The sequence below is a fragment of the Vibrio sp. TBV020 genome, from assembly GCF_046056895.1.
GTDB lineage: Bacteria > Pseudomonadota > Gammaproteobacteria > Enterobacterales > Vibrionaceae > Vibrio.
Window position 1 is genome coordinate 2,650,539 of the sequence record NZ_JBEEAQ010000003.1, and the last position, 17,062, is coordinate 2,667,600.

The following is a 17,062-nucleotide window of genomic DNA, read 5'->3' on the forward strand; positions in this document are numbered from 1 at the left end:
CAAGTCTTTGACTTACAAAGCCAGCACATTTGCTGGCTTTTTTATTTGTCTGGAATAAAGATTCATATTAACTCGCTCAACTTGTGTCATTTTGTTATCAGTTTTCGATGATTAACACGCCTCTTTGTTTAAAAAGAAATCGAACAGTCCGTTTATGCCGATTTATTCAAAAAAACTATTGACGGTTTTGGTTCAACTACGCATAATGCGCCCCGTTCCCAACAAGACGGCAACGTTTTGTCGGAACAAAAACATGGTATGGCTACGTAGCTCAGCTGGTTAGAGCACATCACTCATAATGATGGGGTCACAGGTTCGAATCCCGTCGTAGCCACCATTCCTAAGTACTTTCCTTGAAAGTGATTAGGAATAGATGCGGAAGTGGCGGAATTGGTAGACGCACCAGATTTAGGTTCTGGCGCCGCAAGGTGTGAGAGTTCAAGTCTCTCCTTCCGCACCATTATTGAAGTCTTTCTTATGAAAGCACTGCAGGTCTATCGCCAAGCGGTAAGGCAGCGGCTTTTGATGCCGCCATTCCCTGGTTCGAATCCAGGTAGACCTGCCATTATTTATAGTGATAATCCTAATTAAAAAATGGCTTGTCACTAAGAGCGCAACAGTTTATATTGTCTCGCTCACGAATGGCTACGTAGCTCAGCTGGTTAGAGCACATCACTCATAATGATGGGGTCACAGGTTCGAATCCCGTCGTAGCCACCATTCCTTTTTTGGAATAAAACAACGTTATTAGTTTTTACCAATTAACTAGTGACTATGTAGATTCAAGACGCGGAAGTGGCGGAATTGGTAGACGCACCAGATTTAGGTTCTGGCGCCGCAAGGTGTGAGAGTTCAAGTCTCTCCTTCCGCACCATCTTGATTCAATCTACAAAAACAAAACATGCGGAAGTGGCGGAATTGGTAGACGCACCAGATTTAGGTTCTGGCGCCGCAAGGTGTGAGAGTTCAAGTCTCTCCTTCCGCACCATATGGCTACGTAGCTCAGCTGGTTAGAGCACATCACTCATAATGATGGGGTCACAGGTTCGAATCCCGTCGTAGCCACCATTCCTTTTTTGGAATACAGACAACGTCTTATCGATTCTCCAATTATCGGTAATGACTAAAAATTGATGCGGAAGTGGCGGAATTGGTAGACGCACCAGATTTAGGTTCTGGCGCCGCAAGGTGTGAGAGTTCAAGTCTCTCCTTCCGCACCATTATTGAAGTCTTTCTTATGAAAGCACTGCAGGTCTATCGCCAAGCGGTAAGGCAGCGGCTTTTGATGCCGCCATTCCCTGGTTCGAATCCAGGTAGACCTGCCATTACAACGTCGAGTTGATTCTCCAATTATCAGCTATGACTACAAATTGATGCGGAAGTGGCGGAATTGGTAGACGCACCAGATTTAGGTTCTGGCGCCGCAAGGTGTGAGAGTTCAAGTCTCTCCTTCCGCACCATTATTGAAGTCTTTCTTATGAAAGCACTGCAGGTCTATCGCCAAGCGGTAAGGCAGCGGCTTTTGATGCCGCCATTCCCTGGTTCGAATCCAGGTAGACCTGCCATTACAACGTCGAGTTGATTCTCCAATTATCAGCTATGACTACAAATTGATGCGGAAGTGGCGGAATTGGTAGACGCACCAGATTTAGGTTCTGGCGCCGCAAGGTGTGAGAGTTCAAGTCTCTCCTTCCGCACCATTATTGAAGTCTTTCTTATGAAAGCACTGCAGGTCTATCGCCAAGCGGTAAGGCAGCGGCTTTTGATGCCGCCATTCCCTGGTTCGAATCCAGGTAGACCTGCCATATACAACGTCGAGTTGATTCTCCAATTATCAGCTATGACTACAAATTGATGCGGAAGTGGCGGAATTGGTAGACGCACCAGATTTAGGTTCTGGCGCCGCAAGGTGTGAGAGTTCAAGTCTCTCCTTCCGCACCATTATTAAAGTCTTTCTTATGAAAGCACTGCAGGTCTATCGCCAAGCGGTAAGGCAGCGGCTTTTGATGCCGCCATTCCCTGGTTCGAATCCAGGTAGACCTGCCATATACAACGTCTTATTGATTCTCCAATTATCAGTAATGACTACAAATTGATGCGGAAGTGGCGGAATTGGTAGACGCACCAGATTTAGGTTCTGGCGCCGCAAGGTGTGAGAGTTCAAGTCTCTCCTTCCGCACCATTATTTAAAAGTCTTTCTTACGAAAGCACTGCAGGTCTATCGCCAAGCGGTAAGGCAGCGGCTTTTGATGCCGCCATTCCCTGGTTCGAATCCAGGTAGACCTGCCATATACAACGTCTTATTGATTCTCCAATTATCAGTAATGACTACAAATTGATGCGGAAGTGGCGGAATTGGTAGACGCACCAGATTTAGGTTCTGGCGCCGCAAGGTGTGAGAGTTCAAGTCTCTCCTTCCGCACCATTTGGCTACGTAGCTCAGCTGGTTAGAGCACATCACTCATAATGATGGGGTCACAGGTTCGAATCCCGTCGTAGCCACCATTTATTACAACGTTATACTGATTTTACCAATTATCGATATAACTACAGATTTGATGCGGAAGTGGCGGAATTGGTAGACGCACCAGATTTAGGTTCTGGCGCCGCAAGGTGTGAGAGTTCAAGTCTCTCCTTCCGCACCATCATTAAGAAAACCCAGCTTTTTAGCTGGGTTTTCTTTTATCTGTTAAAAGTATTTCTTTTAGATCAAAGCTATCTCGCACTTCTCTTTCTTCGGCTTCAATGTTAGTTCTAAAAAAACAAAACCCAGCCGAAGCCGGGTTTTAACTTAAGTCATGACTTTATAAGTTTCTAAAGAGTTCAGTTCTTTAGCCTAAAAGCCCCAACGCTGAGTTGGGCGCTTGCTTTGCTTGCGCAAGAACAGAACTAGAAGCTTGAGTAAGGATCTGAGACTTAGTCAATGCTGTAGTTTCTTTGGCAAAGTCAGTATCTTTGATGCGGCTCTTAGAAGCATTCACATTCTCGTTAATGTTTTCTAAGTTATTAATCGCGTGGTTAAATCGGTTCTGGAATGCACCAAGTTCAGCACGGTGACTGTCCACAAACTTTAGTGCGGCATCAACGATAGCAACAGACTCTTGAGCACCAGCTACCGACGTAACGTCTATAGTATCAACTGTGACTGCTTGAGCTGCGCCAAAGCTTAACTCGCCCGCTAGAGCCCCACCGAAGGTTGCTGCGCCGTCTACTCGATTATTATCAGTAAACAGCTGTAAGTTACCGTCTTCGCCTACAGACGCTTTTACAAGGTCAGTCTGACCGTTGATGTACGTTGCAAGTTCCTCAATATCATCACCTTCTTTAGCAGTAATAGTGATATTTTGAGCTTCACCAAACTTATCGGTCAGAGCAATAGTTAAGTCGTTTGCACCAGCTTGAACAGTCCAGTCTTTTCCTTGGCCATTCGCAGCAACATAGCTATTACCACCCATCATTGAGTTATCACTACGCATATTGTTCATGGTCAGCATTACTGCCTCACCATTATCTGCACCGATCTGGAATGATTTAGTTGCGAACGTACCATTAAGTAGTTTGTTACCACCGAATGACGTGGTTTCCGCGATTCGGTTTAACTCATCGTTTAAAGCAGTAATCTCTTCTTGAATCGCGACACGCTCAGATTTCGAATTCGAACCGTTTGCAGATTGTAGTGATAGATCACGCATACGTTGCAGGATATTGGTCGTTTCGTTCATCGCACCTTCTGCTGTTTGTGCCATCGAAATACCGTCATTTGCGTTACGTACTGCCACGTCTAAACCACGACTTTGTACATTCAATCGGTTTGAGATTTGTAGACCTGCAGCATCGTCTTTTGCACTGTTGATCTTAAAGCCCGATGAAAGTCTTTCCATTGATGTTTGCTGCGCTGTCGTTGCACTATTTAAATAGCGCTGAGCTGTCATTGCAGAAACGTTTGTATTTACATTAACCGCCATAGTGGTTCTCCTATTGATTTCCCAAGTTACGGAGTTTCCGAAGGGTTTCCGACGTCTCGGAAAACCAATGAGTTCTCTCAAAGTAACCTTTATAGCGACGTTAAATTGATTAACTTTAGAGCGAAAAGTGGAAAAATTAGCCACATCATAGCTATTTCATTGAAAACATGACGAAACAAATAAATATGAAATCAGATGCTAAAGTTTTAGCTAAACTGGCCGGGGCAGCCACAAGAATCGGACAAGTATATTTCAAGCCCAAGAAAGGGCGTGCTTGGTAAGAAATTGAAAAGTTGCAGATAAGAAAAAGCCCCTTTTCCTTTGAGAGAACCGGGGCTATTAGACAATCAATGCCGTGGAGATCGAGAGAAATGATCACTGCCTGATTGTCGTGTTACATAAGCAAATCCGCAATAGAACAGGAGTGAGAGAGAGTTCTATATTGTCATTACTTATGTTTGCCATCATCCCTTCACCAACCCTACGTCTAGGTTACTGCTAGTGAAGATGCTGACTACTACTGCAATAGTGACATTGCAGAGTTTGGCAACTGTTTTGCTTGAGCAAGTATTGAAGTACCCGCTTGTTGCAGAATTTGTGCTTTGGTCATCGCCGTTGTTTCTTTAGCGAAGTCTGTATCGCGAATACGGCTGTTAGACGCTTCAACGTTCTCTTGGATGTTTGCTAAGTTGTTGATGCTGTGACTTAGGCGGTTTTGTTTCGCACCTAGGTCAGCACGTTGTGAATCAACATACTTAAGTGCGGAATCAATAATACCGACAGCATTCTGAGCACCACCAACAGTGTTTACATCAATATTTTGAACGGTTGTCTGAACACCCGGTCCACCAGTAAGACCAAGTTCACTAGCAAGTCCACCTGAAATATTCAGATTACCTTCAAGGTTTGGCTCAGCGGCAAAGATTTGCAGACGTCCATCTTCGTCGACAGAAGCTTTTAGCTTGTCTGTTTGACCATTGATGTAGGTTGCCACTTCCTCAATGTCATCACCTTCTTTAGCAATGATATCTAGAGTAACCGCTTCACCATCTTTTGTGGTGAATTCAAACTTAATATCTTTAGCCGTTGGCGGAACACCCCAGTCTTTATCTTTCGCATTTTCTGGCGCTGAAATGAACGTCTGACCACCCATACGGAAATCATCTGCACGTACACTTGTCAGGCCCATAATGATTGCTTCACCCGAACTTGCACCAATTTGGAATGATGCTTCGCCAAATGAGCCATTAAGTAGCTTACGACCACCGAAAGACGTCGTTTCTGCGATACGGTTCAATTCATCTTGTAGCGCTGCTACTTCTTCATGCAAAGCTTGACGCTCTGATGCTGAGTTAGTGCCGTTTGCAGATTGTAGCGATAGATCACGCATACGTTGCAGGATAGAGGTCGATTCATTCATCGCACCTTCTGCTGTTTGTGCAATCGAAATGCCGTCATTTGCGTTACGCATAGCAACATCTAGACCGCGAGACTGAGCCGTTAGTCGGTTCGAGATCTGTAGACCCGCAGCGTCATCTTTTGCACTGTTGATCTTTTGGCCCGATGACAAGCGTTCCATCGAAGTATTCAGGTCGCCCGTCGCCTTGTTCAAGTAACGTTGAGCGGTCATCGCTGAAACGTTGGTATTTACTGTTATGGTCATAGTTTGCTCTCCTATTGAGTTCGCAACTGCTTGCGAAGCGGCCAGCTTTGTCTCATTTGGAAGCACTGACCGTAAATTCGTAGCCGAGTCGGTATATCACCAACTCAAAGCTTGTTGTTTAAACTCTAATCTAGTTAATTCAAGTTGTGTGCCAACTTTGAATTCATCAGTAATTATTTTAAATCCACTTTAATATCAGCATCTTATAAATAAGATATATTAGTTATTGCGGATTAATTATTACTTTATCTATTTAGCGGCAATCTAATTGCCGCCTATTTTGCCTCCACTTGCCATAGCTATAGCTCATGAAGGCACTATCCAATTATCTCGTTCGCTCTTATGGCATAGCACATAAGGCAATGAACTTAGATGTAATTAAATAGCGTTAAATCTTTTGTCTTACCGAACGCTTGTTGTGATGCTTGCAACGCTCTCGAGTTTTCATTGAATTCGATAATTGCTTCCGCATAATCAAGATCTTCAAAGTTGCTCTTAGACTTTGCTAAGGTCATATTGAAATCTTCATGTTGCTCTTCTTGAATATCTAATGTATTCAAGCGAGCACCCACATCAGTTCGTGCTTTGTTTAAATGAATAAACGCTGCGTGAAACTCTTCTGTAATTTGATGAAGTTTGGCAGTATTAGACGAATCCGAGACGGATCCCGATGACAATGCCATCGCATCTTTGAAGGTATCGAACACACTGTAGGTATCACGCCGTTCAAGAGATATCTCATCGCCTTTTGTGATCTGCCCTTTCACTTGAATAGTCAGTTCTTCAAACTTAATGCCTTCAGCAGGATCAAATACATCTGCTTTTACTACTGAACCGTCACGTTCTAACTGGTAACCGTACTTTCCATCTGGCATATCAACAAACGTCACTTTATAAGCAGACTGATCGTCAGGATTAGTATTAATCGCTCGTTCAAGTAAAAGCTCTGAAGCTTCTTTCAAGTTGTATTGAGGTTCATAGCTACCAAACGGATTATCGATCTCCATAAACAGTTTGCTACCAGGATCATTGATTGGCATTTCTAAACTGTTTGATATCTTCATCTTGCGTTGATAGTCATCACCTGCGTAAGTCACATCTCCGTCTTTATCGCGGAAAAATGGCTGATTCTTAGGCTTGGTTCCGGCAAAGATGTAGTTACCTGACTCATCTTGGACGTTCACCAAATTTAAGAAGTTGTTGGCCATCTCTTCAATCTCTCGGCGTTTTGCCAAGCGATCTTCTGGAGAGAGCGAGCCGTTAATCATTTCCATGACCGTACGCTTCGCATTGTCGGTAAACTCTTCCGCATTGGAGATAATCACTTCATGATGCTCTAGGCGATTGCGAGTTAAGACAATGGCATCTGTGTATTGACGCAGTTGCTCTTTTTGTTGACCGATATTTTGAATGTAGTGAGTAGCCAATGGATCATCACTGGCTTTCATCAACTTTTTACCAGACGCTAGCTGAGCTTGATTGTGATGAACTTTTGCCTCAGTACGTCTTAAGTCATTCTGCACTGATTGGTAATTATGGAAGCTGGAAATTCGGTTAATCATTTACGCCTCCTTATCTCAATGCCAGAATGGTATTAAAAGTGTCGTTAGCAGCCTGCATGATGCGAGACGAAGCCATATACGCTTGCTGGAACTTCATCATGTTTGCCGCTTCTTCATCAAGATTCACGCCAGAGATAGATGCCACACGCTCTTGGGCTGCTTCTTTTTCGAGTCTTGATACATCTGTTAATCTTGAAGCGGTCGACATTTGCAAGCCAACATCAGTATTGAGGTTGTGGTAAATGTCCAAAATAGTGGATTCACCATCATTCAGTTTTTTATCTGTCTGAATGTTCTGCATTTTTAGTAGGTTGCCGTTATCACCTTCAGAAGGGACAAGGTTTGCCGTGAACTTGTCGTTCGGCAATGCGCCGCCTGTTAGTTCGAACGATGTACCCTGAACGGTCACTGTGCCGCCTGGCGGGTACGCTTGAGGCTGCAACAACACTTTGCCCTTTGTATCAGTCACAGCGAACTGTTTACCATCTGGTGAGATAACAACTTCGAATTCTCTCAACGCACCAGCTTGCTCGATATTGAACTTGGCAGAGCCTTGGGCAAACGTGGTGGATGCTTCATAACTCTGCGCGGCAATGGCACTAGGATCGTTTGTTTCAACCCTCATTTGTGCAGCACCACTTCGAGTTGGTCTTAATAGCACGCGCTCACCAGACTCAAGGTCTTTTCGGATATCAATACGAATACCATCTAACGTGATGGCTTTATCGACGACAGGCACAATAAACTGTTCACCACTAGGTCTCGTAATGTAGTAGTCACCACCGCTGTACTGCAGTGAGTATTCTCCACCAATTAGTTTGTTGGTATCTTCAATATAAACAGCCAAATCCGCTTGAGAATTGGAAGATGTCACGACGCGAGATTCAGCGACAATGTCAGAGTTCACATCGGTGAACATTAACCCACCGATATTGCCACGTAGATCCAAACCTTGAGATTGAAGCTTGTTTACTTCATATGAAAAAGATGTTGCAAGTTTGCCTAACTCGTCCATTAGCTGAGGGATTTTTTCATCTCGCATTGACAACATCGAGCCAAGTTTTCCATCGATGTCTTTAGTGGTAATGGCTTTAATTCCTTTACCTTCAATCATCGCTAAGCGACGTTGATGTACATCTGGGTAGCCATCAATCATTTTTAATTCGCTGGATTCAGTACCAGAAACCAACGTGTGACCATTACCAATATGGACATTAAAGCCTTCAGCATTCTTACGTGGTGTTACCGTAACTTTGGTGTACTCTGAGAGCTCAGCAATCAGCTTCTCGTGAGTATCCATTAAGTCATTGTGCGGACCGGGAGTACGCATCATTAGTCGATGTAAGTCGCGAATTTCTACCGCCAGTTGGTTAACTCGCTCAATACCAAGATCGAGCTTTTTATTGGTGACATCCGACTGACGACGGATAGTTTCATGGAAGTCGTTGAGGTTTTGGGAAATGAGGTTTGCTTTCTCTAGAACGACCTTACGAGCACCAACATCGTTTGGGCTATCAGCAAGTGACTTAACACCGTCAAACCATTCATTTAAGTTTTCTGGAATCTTTTTAGATGACACGGAAGACAGCATATTGGACAGCATTTCTAAGTTTGCTTCGTCATCTATTTTGTTGGCATGGCTTGTGGTCGAAACATTTAGTTCGTTAACGGCAAACTGATCCCAAGAGCGGCGAACTTTTTCCACGTGTACGCCCATACCGTAGGTTTCCCCACCATATTGACGTGGCATGTTCGTGCCTTGTATCACCGACTGGCGGCTATAACCCTCTGTATTTACATTAGAGATGTTATGACCCGTGGTGTTGAGTTGTCTCTGAGCCGTCAGTACGCTTTGCGAACCAAGATTCAGAAGATCAGACGCCATATTGCCCCCAAGAAACCTATATAAATCAGTGTTAACTGAACATCTTGTTTACTAAAAGCAATATGTGTGCCAGCGTTGAGAGTAATAAGAATTACCAATGTTGTTTTAAAAACGTGGTTCTTTTTTCAAAGTCATCCTCAAGAGTGAGGAGCGAGCGAGTTGGGGATCTCTGTAAGGTGATAAAGAAGAATGAACAGATTCCCTACTCACTCCTTCGTCGCTCTATGGAATGACATTTTTCCCTGAGGACGACACTCATATATCGGAGCGAAGTGCTCTCGCTTCGAACAAAAAACTCCCCCGAAGGTGAGCCTATTTCTACATCTGGTCAATTTTCGCTTTGACCCTTAGAACTTTATCTGCATAACTTGGGTCTGTCGCATAGCCAGCTTGGTGAATCGCACGAATAAACTCTTCGTTGTTGCCACCGTGGCGTAATGCGGTAGTGTAGCGAGGGTTTTCATTTAAGAAACGTACATAGTCGTTAAAGCTGTCTTCATAATTCTGATATGAACGGAACGCTGCTTGCTCTTTTACAGGCACACCTTGGTGATACTCTAGCGTTTGTGTTGCCACCTTATCACCGCTCCAGCTTCTGTCCGCTTTGATATTGAATAGGTTGTTACTGCTGCCACGTGAGTTATTAATGACTTTTTGACCCCACCCCGTTTCCAATGCCGCTTGAGCCAGCAACAATGAAGAATCTACACCAAGCGCTCGTGCAGCTTTTTCTGCGTACGGCTTCATTGAGTTTACAAACGATTCAGGGGACTCAAAACGAGATGGTTGCTGAGCTTCAGATTTAACGACGGTTGTTGTGTCAGCCCGTTCTTGACGCATACGGTCAACTTTTTCCATCATCGCTTCAAAATCAGTATTACGAGCATTGGCATTTTGATTTTCAACACTACCCGATGTTAACTGTGCAACGATCATATCAGCTAAACCCAATGAGCCTGAAGAGCTCAGCTCACTCGACATTTGTTCATCCATCATCTGGCGATAGAACTGCTGATTTTGGCTATCCATTAAGCCCGATTCAAAACTCGTGTTTGCATCTCGCATCGATTTGAACAGCATTGAAGTAAAAATAGCTTCGAACTGTTTTGCCGCTGCCGTTAGTGCCGCTTTTTCACTGGCATCATCACCGTCAACAGCTTTCTGACGAAGCTTATCTAACCCCGCGATATCATGAATAAAACCGATGTCATTGCCATTGTTAATCATGCTCAGCTCCTTTAGATAACGATGAGTTGACCTTCGATAGCACCCGCTTGCTTCAATGCTTGCAAGATTGCCATCAAATCAGAAGGTGCGGCACCAACTTCATTCACCGCTCTAACGAGATCATCGAGCGTCAAACCAGGCTCAAACTTAAACATTTTGCCCTGTTCTTCGGTTACTTCGATATCTGTATCTGGGACAACAACGGTTTCGCCACCACCAAACGCATTCGGCTGACTTACGTTAAGATTTTCTTTGATCGCCACGGTCATACCACCGTGAGTTACCGCTGCAGGTTTAAGACGAACATGCTTACCGACAACGATGGTTCCAGTACGAGAGTTAACAATAATTTTTGCTGAACCTTCAGCAGGGTTGAACTCGATATTTTCGATCGCTGATAAGAAGGCAACGCGCTGAGTAATATCTCGTGGGGCACGTACTTTTACTGATGTTGCATCAATTGCCGATGCCATTTGCGGGCCAAGGAAGTTGTTCACTGCATCTGCCATACGCTGAGCAGTAGTGAAATCAGATTCAAGTAGGTTAAAGGTAATATAGTCACCACGGCTAAATGGTGTCGGGATTTCACGCTCGACCATAGCACCGTTAGAAATCATACCTGCTGTTGGGTTGTTACCTACGATTTTTGAGCCATCAGCGCCTGTCGCACTAAAGCCACTCACTACAAGGTTACCTTGAGCAACGGCATAGATTTGCCCATCTAGGCCTTTTAGCATGGTTTGCATCAAGGTACCGCCACGTAAGCTTTTTGCTGAACCGATTGAAGATACAGTGACATCAATCGTTTGACCTTGCTTAGAAAAAGCAGGGAGCTCTGCGGTCACGATAACAGCGGCAACGTTTTTAGACTTAGGTTTGGTACCCGGTGGCATCTGAATACCAAAATTTTGCAGCATGGCATTGAAGCTTTGATCGGTAAATGGAGTGGATTCACCTGTACCCGGTAAGCCAGTCACTAAGCCATAACCAACCAGTTGGTTGCTACGGACACCCGCAACTTGCGAAACGTCTTTGATGCGTGCTGCTTGCGCTTGAGTCGCGATAAACAGCAGGCTTATTAGAAGGAGAAACCACTTTTTCATAACCATACCTTTGCTCTACACTCGACCAGCTTAACTCGTGTGCCAAAAAAGCGGCATCAGCTGGGATTATAGGGATACATTAAAGAATCGTGCCAAGAATCCAGGTTCTTGCATATCTTGTTGTGTTCCTGTGCCTGAGTATTGAATTCTTGCGTTAGATATGCGGTTTGATGCAATCGTGTTCTCGTAATCAATATCATCGGGACGAATAGTACCACTGAGTCTGATGTACTCGTCTCCCGTATTCAGCGTCAGCCATTTCTCACCACGAATAACAAGGTTGCCGTTTGCCAGTACTTCAATCACTTCTACAGTAATAGAGCCTGACAAACTGTTGCTTTGGTTTGCCGCTGCGCTACCACTGAATGAGTTATCGTTACTCAGGTTGTATGAGAAGTTGTAATCACCAATGTTTAGCTGTTGACCACCCACCTCAAGTGGATCCATTGTCGCATCATTGTTTTTGGACAGATCGGCATCAGAGCTTTTCGATGCGTTGGTGTTTTCATCTAAGGTGACCGTAATGATGTCACCAATACCGCGAGGCTTAGAGTCATCATATAGGCTTGATGCACGCCCGATGTTGAACAGAGAACCAGTTTCTGCTGCGTAATGCTCTGGTTGATGTTTAGGATGAATCGGAGCCCAAGCTGGATCACCGGCAACCGGATCGTTTCTGCCACGTAATGTGTCAATGATCCCACTTTCTTCATCTTCGGACTTGTCGCCTTCAACAGCATCGACCGTTGTTGTTCCTTGAACCACGTCAGGAGTTTCAATCGGTGGCTGCATCAAAGTACACCCAGACAATGCCACTAAACCAAACAATGCTACTAGTAATCTATTCATCTCTTTACCCTCAAAGTGCTAGATTAAAGCTGTTGGTTAACAAAGCTCATCATCTTGTCGACTGCAGAGATGACTTTTGAATTCATTTCATAAACACGCTGAGCTTCAATCATATTCACTAGCTCTTCGGTCACGTTAACGTTTGAAGTTTCTAACATTGACTGGCGAATATCACCAAAGCCGTCAAAGCCTGGAACACCTTCTTGTGGGTCACCACTTGCGCCTGTTGCCATGTATAGGTTCTGACCAATTGGCTCAAGACCACCTGGGTTAACAAAATCTACTGTCGCTATTTGGCCAACGACTTGATTATCTTGTTGACCACGAATACGTACAGAAACCTCACCATCTGTACCAATAGTGATGCTTTGAGCATCTTCAGGAATAGCAATTTCAGGCTCCAATGCGTAGCCCGCACCAGATGTCACAATCACGCCTTCATCGTTAACAGTGAACTGGCCGTTACGGCTATAACCGATGTTTCCATCAGGCATAAGGATTTGGAAGAAGCCATCACCTTCAATCATCATGTCCAAGCTGTTGTTCGTCGTCTGCGTATTACCCTGAGTGTGGACTTTTTGTGTCGCAACAACCTTAGAACCAGCACCCAACATCAAACCACTTGGCAGTTCAGTATTCTGTGATGACTGGCCACCTGGCTGGTTAATATTCTGATAGAACAGATCTTCAAACACAGCGCGGCTCTTTTTATAACCAACCGTCGATGCGTTCGCCAAGTTGTTTGAAATCGTTGAAATATTGGTTTGTTGAGCGTCTAGGCCCGTTTTACTTACCCATAATGCAGGATGCATAACCTTCTCCTAAAATCTATTAGCTCATACGAAGCAGAGAATCAGACGCTTTGTCCATGTCTTCTGCCGTGCTCATCATCTTGACTTGCATTTCGAATTGGCGTTGCAAGTCAATTAGGCTAGTCATTTCACCGATAGCATTAACATTACTACCTTCGATTGCGCCGGTGAGCAGTTTCACATCGGCATCTGCTTCGTATGCCGTATTAGGATCTTTTGCACGGAATAGACCGTTAATATCTTTGAATAGTGATTGATTATTGGTGCGTGTAAGTTTGATACGATCGACTACTTCGATAGCGTCTGCTGGCGCACCTTGAGGGACCACAGAAATCGTACCGTCGTTACCGATCTCAATTTTACTTACTGGAATTGGAAGTGTGATAGGTGCGCCCGTTTCACCAAGCACTAGATGGCCATTGCCACTTGTCAGTAGACCGTTAGCGTCAACGTTTAAGTTACCATTACGAGTCAAACCCTCTTTGCCGGTTTGATCCAGTACAGAGATCCAACCATCACCTTGAATAGTGACATCTAAATCTCGACCCGTCGTAATCACACTACCTTGTTGGAAATTATGTCCCGGACGCTCTGTCATGCTAAATACTCGGCTAGGTACACCATCACCGTAGGCTTGCATTGAACGAGCTTGCGCCAAATCAGCACGGAAACCCGTGGTACTGACGTTCGCTAAGTTGTTTGCTCTAAGCTGCAATGCCTGCATATTCTGCTTGGCGCCGCTCATAGCAAGAAACAGTGCACGATCCATAATTTGCTCCAATAATCACAATTCTGATCAATAGAAAGCAATAGGTATGCCAACTTATAAAAGTCGTTTAATATCAATAAATTACTATTAAAACGGCAATTTTTAAGGAGAGGTATTTAAGAGGGATAGCGGTAAGCGGCAACATAGCAAGCTGATCATTGCCACCAGCTTGCTATTCAGATTGTTGCGAAATTGCGGAATCAGATTAACGGATTTGCAAGATATTCTGTTGAGTTTGGTTGTGCACTTCTAGAGAACGAGAGTTCGCTTGGAAGTTACGTTGAGCTGAGATAAGGTCAACCAGCTCTTGAGTCATATCGATGTTTGACTGCTCAAGGGTACCACTGCTGATAGAACCAAACGAACCTTTGTTCGACTCGCCCCAAATTTTGTCACCAGAGAACTGAGTTGCATCCCACTGAGTGCCGCCTTTCTTATCAAGACCTTGCTCATTGGCAACACGAACCAGTGCTACTCGACCTAGAGTAATATTCTCACCGTTTGAGTATGTACCTAAAACGCTACCATTCTCGTCAAAATCAACCTTAGTTAAGAAACCTGTTGTTGCACCGTCTTCATCAAACTTAGTTAATTCAAACGGAGCGGCAAACTGAGTTGCGTCATTAAGGCCAAATGACAGAGTCTGGTTAACATCCGCACCATTTAGCTCAATTGGGTTTGCACCTGTACCTAGAGGTTCTGAAACAATGTTCTGACCATTATTCAGACTTGCTAAAGTACCATCGTTATTGAACTTCATTGTGTGACCAATGTGACCCGTTGGAGAAGTCGCATCACCACCTGTAATGTTCAGAGGTTTCTCACCAGCACTGTCTGTCACCGTGTAGTAAGTCTGCCATGTATTTGGCTGAGTCTGATCTTTTAGGTAGTAAGTCGTTAACTTGTACGACTGACCCATAGAGTCATAAATTGTCGAAGATGTTGAGCGGTTGTAGGTTTCAGGATCTGAGTAATCAAATAACGCCGGATCTTTCAGTTCGCCACCAGCAGGCAGGTTCACACCAACTTCGATGTTTGCCGTTTGCTTTGGCTTACCAAACTCTTTTGGAATGTTAATAGGCGACGGCTCATAAGAAAGAACATCACCCGTATCTTTATTCACTTGATAACCCAATAGGAATTCATCATTAGCTGAAACCATGTAGTTATCTTTGTTCAAGTGGAACGCACCATTACGTGTCAATTCGTTTGATGTCGGCGCTAAACGGTCTTTAGCAACCGCGAAGAAACCGGTACCACCGATACGTAAATCCATTGGGTTATTCGTATAAATACTTGAACCTTCGTGGAATTGTTGTGCCACCTTCGCCGCTTGTACACCTTGACCAGGTGTCGTTTTCGCGTGAGTGAACAGTGAATTAGAGTAAACATCACCGAACTCAGCACGTGACTCTTTAAAGCCATACGTATTCGCGTTCGCAATGTTGTTACTGGTTGTATTCAAGTCTAATTGAGCAGCGGATAATCCGCTTAGTGCAACATATGACATTCCAAAATCTCCTATCTAGCTAGCATATCTACTCTTTTAAAGAGTGCTACGCCTTACCAACTTCTAGTACTTCAGCAAGTCGAACTGGCGACTCAAAGCCAGCCAGATTGAGTAGTACGTTACCATCACCTTTACCAAGCAGGACGCTATTGACGTTTGCATATGTCGAAACTTCAAACTCTTTAGCTTCCCCGTCTAACAAACCCGATGCTCTCACATTGTATTTGCCAGCCGGCAATGGATTACCGTTTTGATCTTTACCATCCCATTCGACGCGGTTATCACCGCCAGGCTTTGAGCCTACTTCGAAGGTACGGACAAGCTGTCCCATTTGGTCCTCTACTCTTACCATCACGTTATCGACAGCTTGAGGTAGTTTGACCATGGCAGCCATACTGCCGTCATCGTTTTTCACGCCCGCAGCACCTGGTACTAGCACATCACGACCAACTAAGGATGATGCTTGAAGTGCTTGGTTTGATGTCATCGACGCATTCAGTGTTTCAAACTGATTGTTCATTTTGCCGATACCATCTACGGTTGCGAATGACGCCATTTGCGCAATCATCTGGTCATTACTAACCGGCTTAAACGGGTCTTGTTGGGCAAGTTGCTTTGTGAGCAATGATAAGAAGTCTTCTTGCTTTAGATCCTGCTTACCTGTTGTCTCATTCGGCTTGTTCTTGTCCTGAAGCTGTTTAAGCTGATCGATATAGGACAAGCCACTCTGACCAACATTATTATTAATGCCTCCGGCCATCTGCTACCCCCTTATCCTTATTGACCCATCTGCAGCGTACGCAGCAGCATTTGTTTACTCGCATCTGCTACTTGAACGTTCGTTTGGTATGAACGTGAAGCAGATATCATGTTAGCCATTTCTTCCATTACATTGACGTTTGGCTTGTAAATATAGCCTTCATCATTTGCAAGCGGGTGCTCAGGGTTGTATTCCGCACTAAGCGGCTTATCACTTTCAACAATACCCATCAATTTCACTGGCACCGTATGGTCGCGGCCATACTTTGCCTTACTTAACTCAGCACCAAACACTGCATGACGCGCTTTATAGGTATCTTTTGCTGAGCTAGCGATACTGTCTGCGTTTGCAAGGTTGCTTGAGGTCGTATTTAGACGAACAGATTCAGCGCTCATGGCAGAACCAGTTACATTGAAGACGTTAAATAAGCTCATCTAATTATTCCCCTTTAATTGCTTTCGTTAAGTTCTTGAATTTACTTCCTAAGAAGTCGAGTGATGCTTGGTGGCGAATTTGGTTTTGCATAAACAAGTTACGTTCCAAATCCACATCTACCGTATTACCATCACCAGTGTCAGGTTGTGTCGGAAGACGATACATAACTTCACCTGTCACTTGTGTAGAGGCAGCGATGTGCCGACCATCAGTACGGCTAAGACCAATGCTTGCCTCTGATGTTGCCGCCTGCAGCGCTTTCTGGAAATCCATTCCTTTTGATTTATAGCCAGGCGTGTTCGCTTGAGCAATGTTGGTGGAAATCACCTCAGCATTGCGCTCACGTACTCCCACCGTGTGTTGGTGGATACCTAATGCATTGTCAAAAGAAATAGCCATGTTGACCTCTACTCAAAGAACTGACCGTTAGTATTAAATATAAAAGCAATATGTGTACCAACTTTCATCATTAGCGCATTTTTGCTTTCACTACTTGTAGAGCAATAACCAAGCCAACTTTAG

The 17,062-nt window shown here is 44.3% G+C and carries 13 protein-coding genes and 20 tRNA genes; 20 read left to right on the plus strand and 13 right to left on the minus strand.

Features of this window, described 5'->3' with window-relative positions:
• Positions 1 to 260 precede the first annotated feature (260 nt).
• From AAFX28_RS20025 to AAFX28_RS20120, 20 genes are all read left to right on the plus strand, one after another.
• Positions 261 to 337: transfer RNA gene (locus tag AAFX28_RS20025), tRNA-Met, on the plus strand.
• 38 nt (positions 338 to 375) lie between these two features.
• Positions 376 to 460 (plus strand) — tRNA-Leu (locus AAFX28_RS20030).
• Positions 461 to 490: 30 nt separating this feature from the next.
• A tRNA-Gln gene (locus AAFX28_RS20035) sits at positions 491 to 565 on the plus strand.
• Positions 566 to 643: 78 nt separating this feature from the next.
• Positions 644 to 720, plus strand: a tRNA-Met gene (locus AAFX28_RS20040).
• 69 nt (positions 721 to 789) lie between these two features.
• Positions 790 to 874: transfer RNA gene (locus AAFX28_RS20045), tRNA-Leu, on the plus strand.
• 29 nt (positions 875 to 903) lie between these two features.
• Positions 904 to 988, plus strand: a tRNA-Leu gene (locus AAFX28_RS20050).
• Between the two features lie 3 nt (positions 989 to 991).
• A tRNA-Met gene (locus AAFX28_RS20055) sits at positions 992 to 1,068 on the plus strand.
• 67 nt (positions 1,069 to 1,135) lie between these two features.
• A tRNA-Leu gene (locus AAFX28_RS20060) sits at positions 1,136 to 1,220 on the plus strand.
• A 30-nt stretch (positions 1,221 to 1,250) separates the two neighbouring features.
• A tRNA-Gln gene (locus tag AAFX28_RS20065) sits at positions 1,251 to 1,325 on the plus strand.
• 50 nt (positions 1,326 to 1,375) lie between these two features.
• Positions 1,376 to 1,460 (plus strand) — tRNA-Leu (locus AAFX28_RS20070).
• A gap of 30 nt (positions 1,461 to 1,490) precedes the next feature.
• Positions 1,491 to 1,565: transfer RNA gene (locus tag AAFX28_RS20075), tRNA-Gln, on the plus strand.
• Positions 1,566 to 1,615: 50 nt separating this feature from the next.
• Positions 1,616 to 1,700: transfer RNA gene (locus AAFX28_RS20080), tRNA-Leu, on the plus strand.
• 30 nt (positions 1,701 to 1,730) lie between these two features.
• Positions 1,731 to 1,805 (plus strand) — tRNA-Gln (locus AAFX28_RS20085).
• Between the two features lie 51 nt (positions 1,806 to 1,856).
• Positions 1,857 to 1,941: transfer RNA gene (locus AAFX28_RS20090), tRNA-Leu, on the plus strand.
• Between the two features lie 30 nt (positions 1,942 to 1,971).
• Positions 1,972 to 2,046, plus strand: a tRNA-Gln gene (locus tag AAFX28_RS20095).
• A gap of 51 nt (positions 2,047 to 2,097) precedes the next feature.
• Positions 2,098 to 2,182, plus strand: a tRNA-Leu gene (locus AAFX28_RS20100).
• 32 nt (positions 2,183 to 2,214) lie between these two features.
• Positions 2,215 to 2,289, plus strand: a tRNA-Gln gene (locus AAFX28_RS20105).
• Between the two features lie 51 nt (positions 2,290 to 2,340).
• Positions 2,341 to 2,425, plus strand: a tRNA-Leu gene (locus AAFX28_RS20110).
• Between the two features lie 3 nt (positions 2,426 to 2,428).
• Positions 2,429 to 2,505, plus strand: a tRNA-Met gene (locus AAFX28_RS20115).
• Positions 2,506 to 2,560: 55 nt separating this feature from the next.
• Positions 2,561 to 2,645 (plus strand) — tRNA-Leu (locus AAFX28_RS20120).
• A 186-nt stretch (positions 2,646 to 2,831) separates the two neighbouring features.
• Here AAFX28_RS20120 and AAFX28_RS20125 read toward each other — a convergent pair.
• The 13 genes from AAFX28_RS20125 to flgB all read right to left on the minus strand — a co-directional run bounded on the left by AAFX28_RS20125 (position 2,832) and on the right by flgB (position 16,939).
• Complete coding sequence (locus AAFX28_RS20125; protein ID WP_408690265.1) at positions 2,832 to 3,965, minus strand: flagellin; 1,134 nt, start codon at positions 3,963 to 3,965, stop codon at positions 2,832 to 2,834.
• Between the two features lie 517 nt (positions 3,966 to 4,482).
• A complete protein-coding gene (locus AAFX28_RS20130; protein WP_408690267.1) occupies positions 4,483 to 5,628 on the minus strand; it encodes a flagellin in 1,146 nt (381 codons plus the stop codon).
• A 368-nt stretch (positions 5,629 to 5,996) separates the two neighbouring features.
• Positions 5,997 to 7,190, minus strand: coding sequence for a flagellar hook-associated protein FlgL (gene flgL, locus AAFX28_RS20135; protein ID WP_408690269.1), 1,194 nt, complete (start codon positions 7,188 to 7,190; stop codon positions 5,997 to 5,999).
• Between the two features lie 10 nt (positions 7,191 to 7,200).
• A complete protein-coding gene (gene flgK / locus AAFX28_RS20140; RefSeq protein ID WP_408690271.1) occupies positions 7,201 to 9,075 on the minus strand; it encodes a flagellar hook-associated protein FlgK in 1,875 nt (624 codons plus the stop codon).
• 318 nt (positions 9,076 to 9,393) lie between these two features.
• Positions 9,394 to 10,302 carry a flagellar assembly peptidoglycan hydrolase FlgJ gene (gene flgJ, locus AAFX28_RS20145; protein WP_408690273.1) on the minus strand — a complete coding sequence of 303 codons (909 nt, stop codon included), beginning with the start codon at positions 10,300 to 10,302 and terminating at the stop codon, positions 9,394 to 9,396.
• Between the two features lie 11 nt (positions 10,303 to 10,313).
• Positions 10,314 to 11,405, minus strand: coding sequence for a flagellar basal body P-ring protein FlgI (locus AAFX28_RS20150; RefSeq protein WP_408690274.1), 1,092 nt, complete (start codon positions 11,403 to 11,405; stop codon positions 10,314 to 10,316).
• A gap of 66 nt (positions 11,406 to 11,471) precedes the next feature.
• Positions 11,472 to 12,254: a flagellar basal body L-ring protein FlgH gene (flgH, locus tag AAFX28_RS20155; RefSeq protein ID WP_408690275.1), complete on the minus strand. Its 783-nt coding sequence runs from the start codon at positions 12,252 to 12,254 to the stop codon at positions 11,472 to 11,474.
• A 23-nt stretch (positions 12,255 to 12,277) separates the two neighbouring features.
• A complete protein-coding gene (gene flgG, locus AAFX28_RS20160) occupies positions 12,278 to 13,066 on the minus strand; it encodes a flagellar basal-body rod protein FlgG (protein WP_134836209.1) in 789 nt (262 codons plus the stop codon).
• A gap of 19 nt (positions 13,067 to 13,085) precedes the next feature.
• The gene (gene flgF, locus AAFX28_RS20165) at positions 13,086 to 13,835 is read right to left on the minus strand and encodes a flagellar basal-body rod protein FlgF (protein ID WP_408690276.1); all 750 of its coding nucleotides are present in this window, start codon (positions 13,833 to 13,835) and stop codon (positions 13,086 to 13,088) included.
• Positions 13,836 to 14,040: 205 nt separating this feature from the next.
• Positions 14,041 to 15,345 (minus strand): flagellar hook protein FlgE, encoded by a 1,305-nt coding sequence (flgE, locus tag AAFX28_RS20170; RefSeq protein WP_408690277.1) that lies wholly within the window; start codon positions 15,343 to 15,345, stop codon positions 14,041 to 14,043.
• Between the two features lie 46 nt (positions 15,346 to 15,391).
• Positions 15,392 to 16,105: a flagellar hook assembly protein FlgD gene (gene flgD / locus AAFX28_RS20175; protein WP_408690279.1), complete on the minus strand. Its 714-nt coding sequence runs from the start codon at positions 16,103 to 16,105 to the stop codon at positions 15,392 to 15,394.
• A 17-nt stretch (positions 16,106 to 16,122) separates the two neighbouring features.
• A complete protein-coding gene (gene flgC, locus AAFX28_RS20180; protein ID WP_408690281.1) occupies positions 16,123 to 16,539 on the minus strand; it encodes a flagellar basal body rod protein FlgC in 417 nt (138 codons plus the stop codon).
• Positions 16,540 to 16,543: 4 nt separating this feature from the next.
• Positions 16,544 to 16,939 carry a flagellar basal body rod protein FlgB gene (gene flgB / locus AAFX28_RS20185; RefSeq protein WP_053441807.1) on the minus strand — a complete coding sequence of 132 codons (396 nt, stop codon included), beginning with the start codon at positions 16,937 to 16,939 and terminating at the stop codon, positions 16,544 to 16,546.
• Between the last annotated feature and the right edge of the window lie 123 nt (positions 16,940 to 17,062).

What these genes read in the sequence shown, in the direction of transcription:
- AAFX28_RS20125 (WP_408690265.1), bottom strand. Translation starts at nt 3,965, where the DNA reads ATGGCGGTTAATGTAAATACAAACGTTTCTGCAATGACAGCTCAGCGC.
- AAFX28_RS20130 (WP_408690267.1), bottom strand. Translation starts at nt 5,628, where the DNA reads ATGACCATAACAGTAAATACCAACGTTTCAGCGATGACCGCTCAACGT.
- flgL (WP_408690269.1), bottom strand. Translation starts at nt 7,190, where the DNA reads ATGATTAACCGAATTTCCAGCTTCCATAATTACCAATCAGTGCAGAAT.
- flgK (WP_408690271.1), bottom strand. Translation starts at nt 9,075, where the DNA reads ATGGCGTCTGATCTTCTGAATCTTGGTTCGCAAAGCGTACTGACGGCT.
- flgJ (WP_408690273.1), bottom strand. Translation starts at nt 10,302, where the DNA reads ATGATTAACAATGGCAATGACATCGGTTTTATTCATGATATCGCGGGG.
- AAFX28_RS20150 (WP_408690274.1), bottom strand. Translation starts at nt 11,405, where the DNA reads ATGAAAAAGTGGTTTCTCCTTCTAATAAGCCTGCTGTTTATCGCGACT.
- flgH (WP_408690275.1), bottom strand. Translation starts at nt 12,254, where the DNA reads ATGAATAGATTACTAGTAGCATTGTTTGGTTTAGTGGCATTGTCTGGG.
- flgG (WP_134836209.1), bottom strand. Translation starts at nt 13,066, where the DNA reads ATGCATCCTGCATTATGGGTAAGTAAAACGGGCCTAGACGCTCAACAA.
- flgF (WP_408690276.1), bottom strand. Translation starts at nt 13,835, where the DNA reads ATGGATCGTGCACTGTTTCTTGCTATGAGCGGCGCCAAGCAGAATATG.
- flgE (WP_408690277.1), bottom strand. Translation starts at nt 15,345, where the DNA reads ATGTCATATGTTGCACTAAGCGGATTATCCGCTGCTCAATTAGACTTG.
- flgD (WP_408690279.1), bottom strand. Translation starts at nt 16,105, where the DNA reads ATGGCCGGAGGCATTAATAATAATGTTGGTCAGAGTGGCTTGTCCTAT.
- flgC (WP_408690281.1), bottom strand. Translation starts at nt 16,539, where the DNA reads ATGAGCTTATTTAACGTCTTCAATGTAACTGGTTCTGCCATGAGCGCT.
- flgB (WP_053441807.1), bottom strand. Translation starts at nt 16,939, where the DNA reads ATGGCTATTTCTTTTGACAATGCATTAGGTATCCACCAACACACGGTG.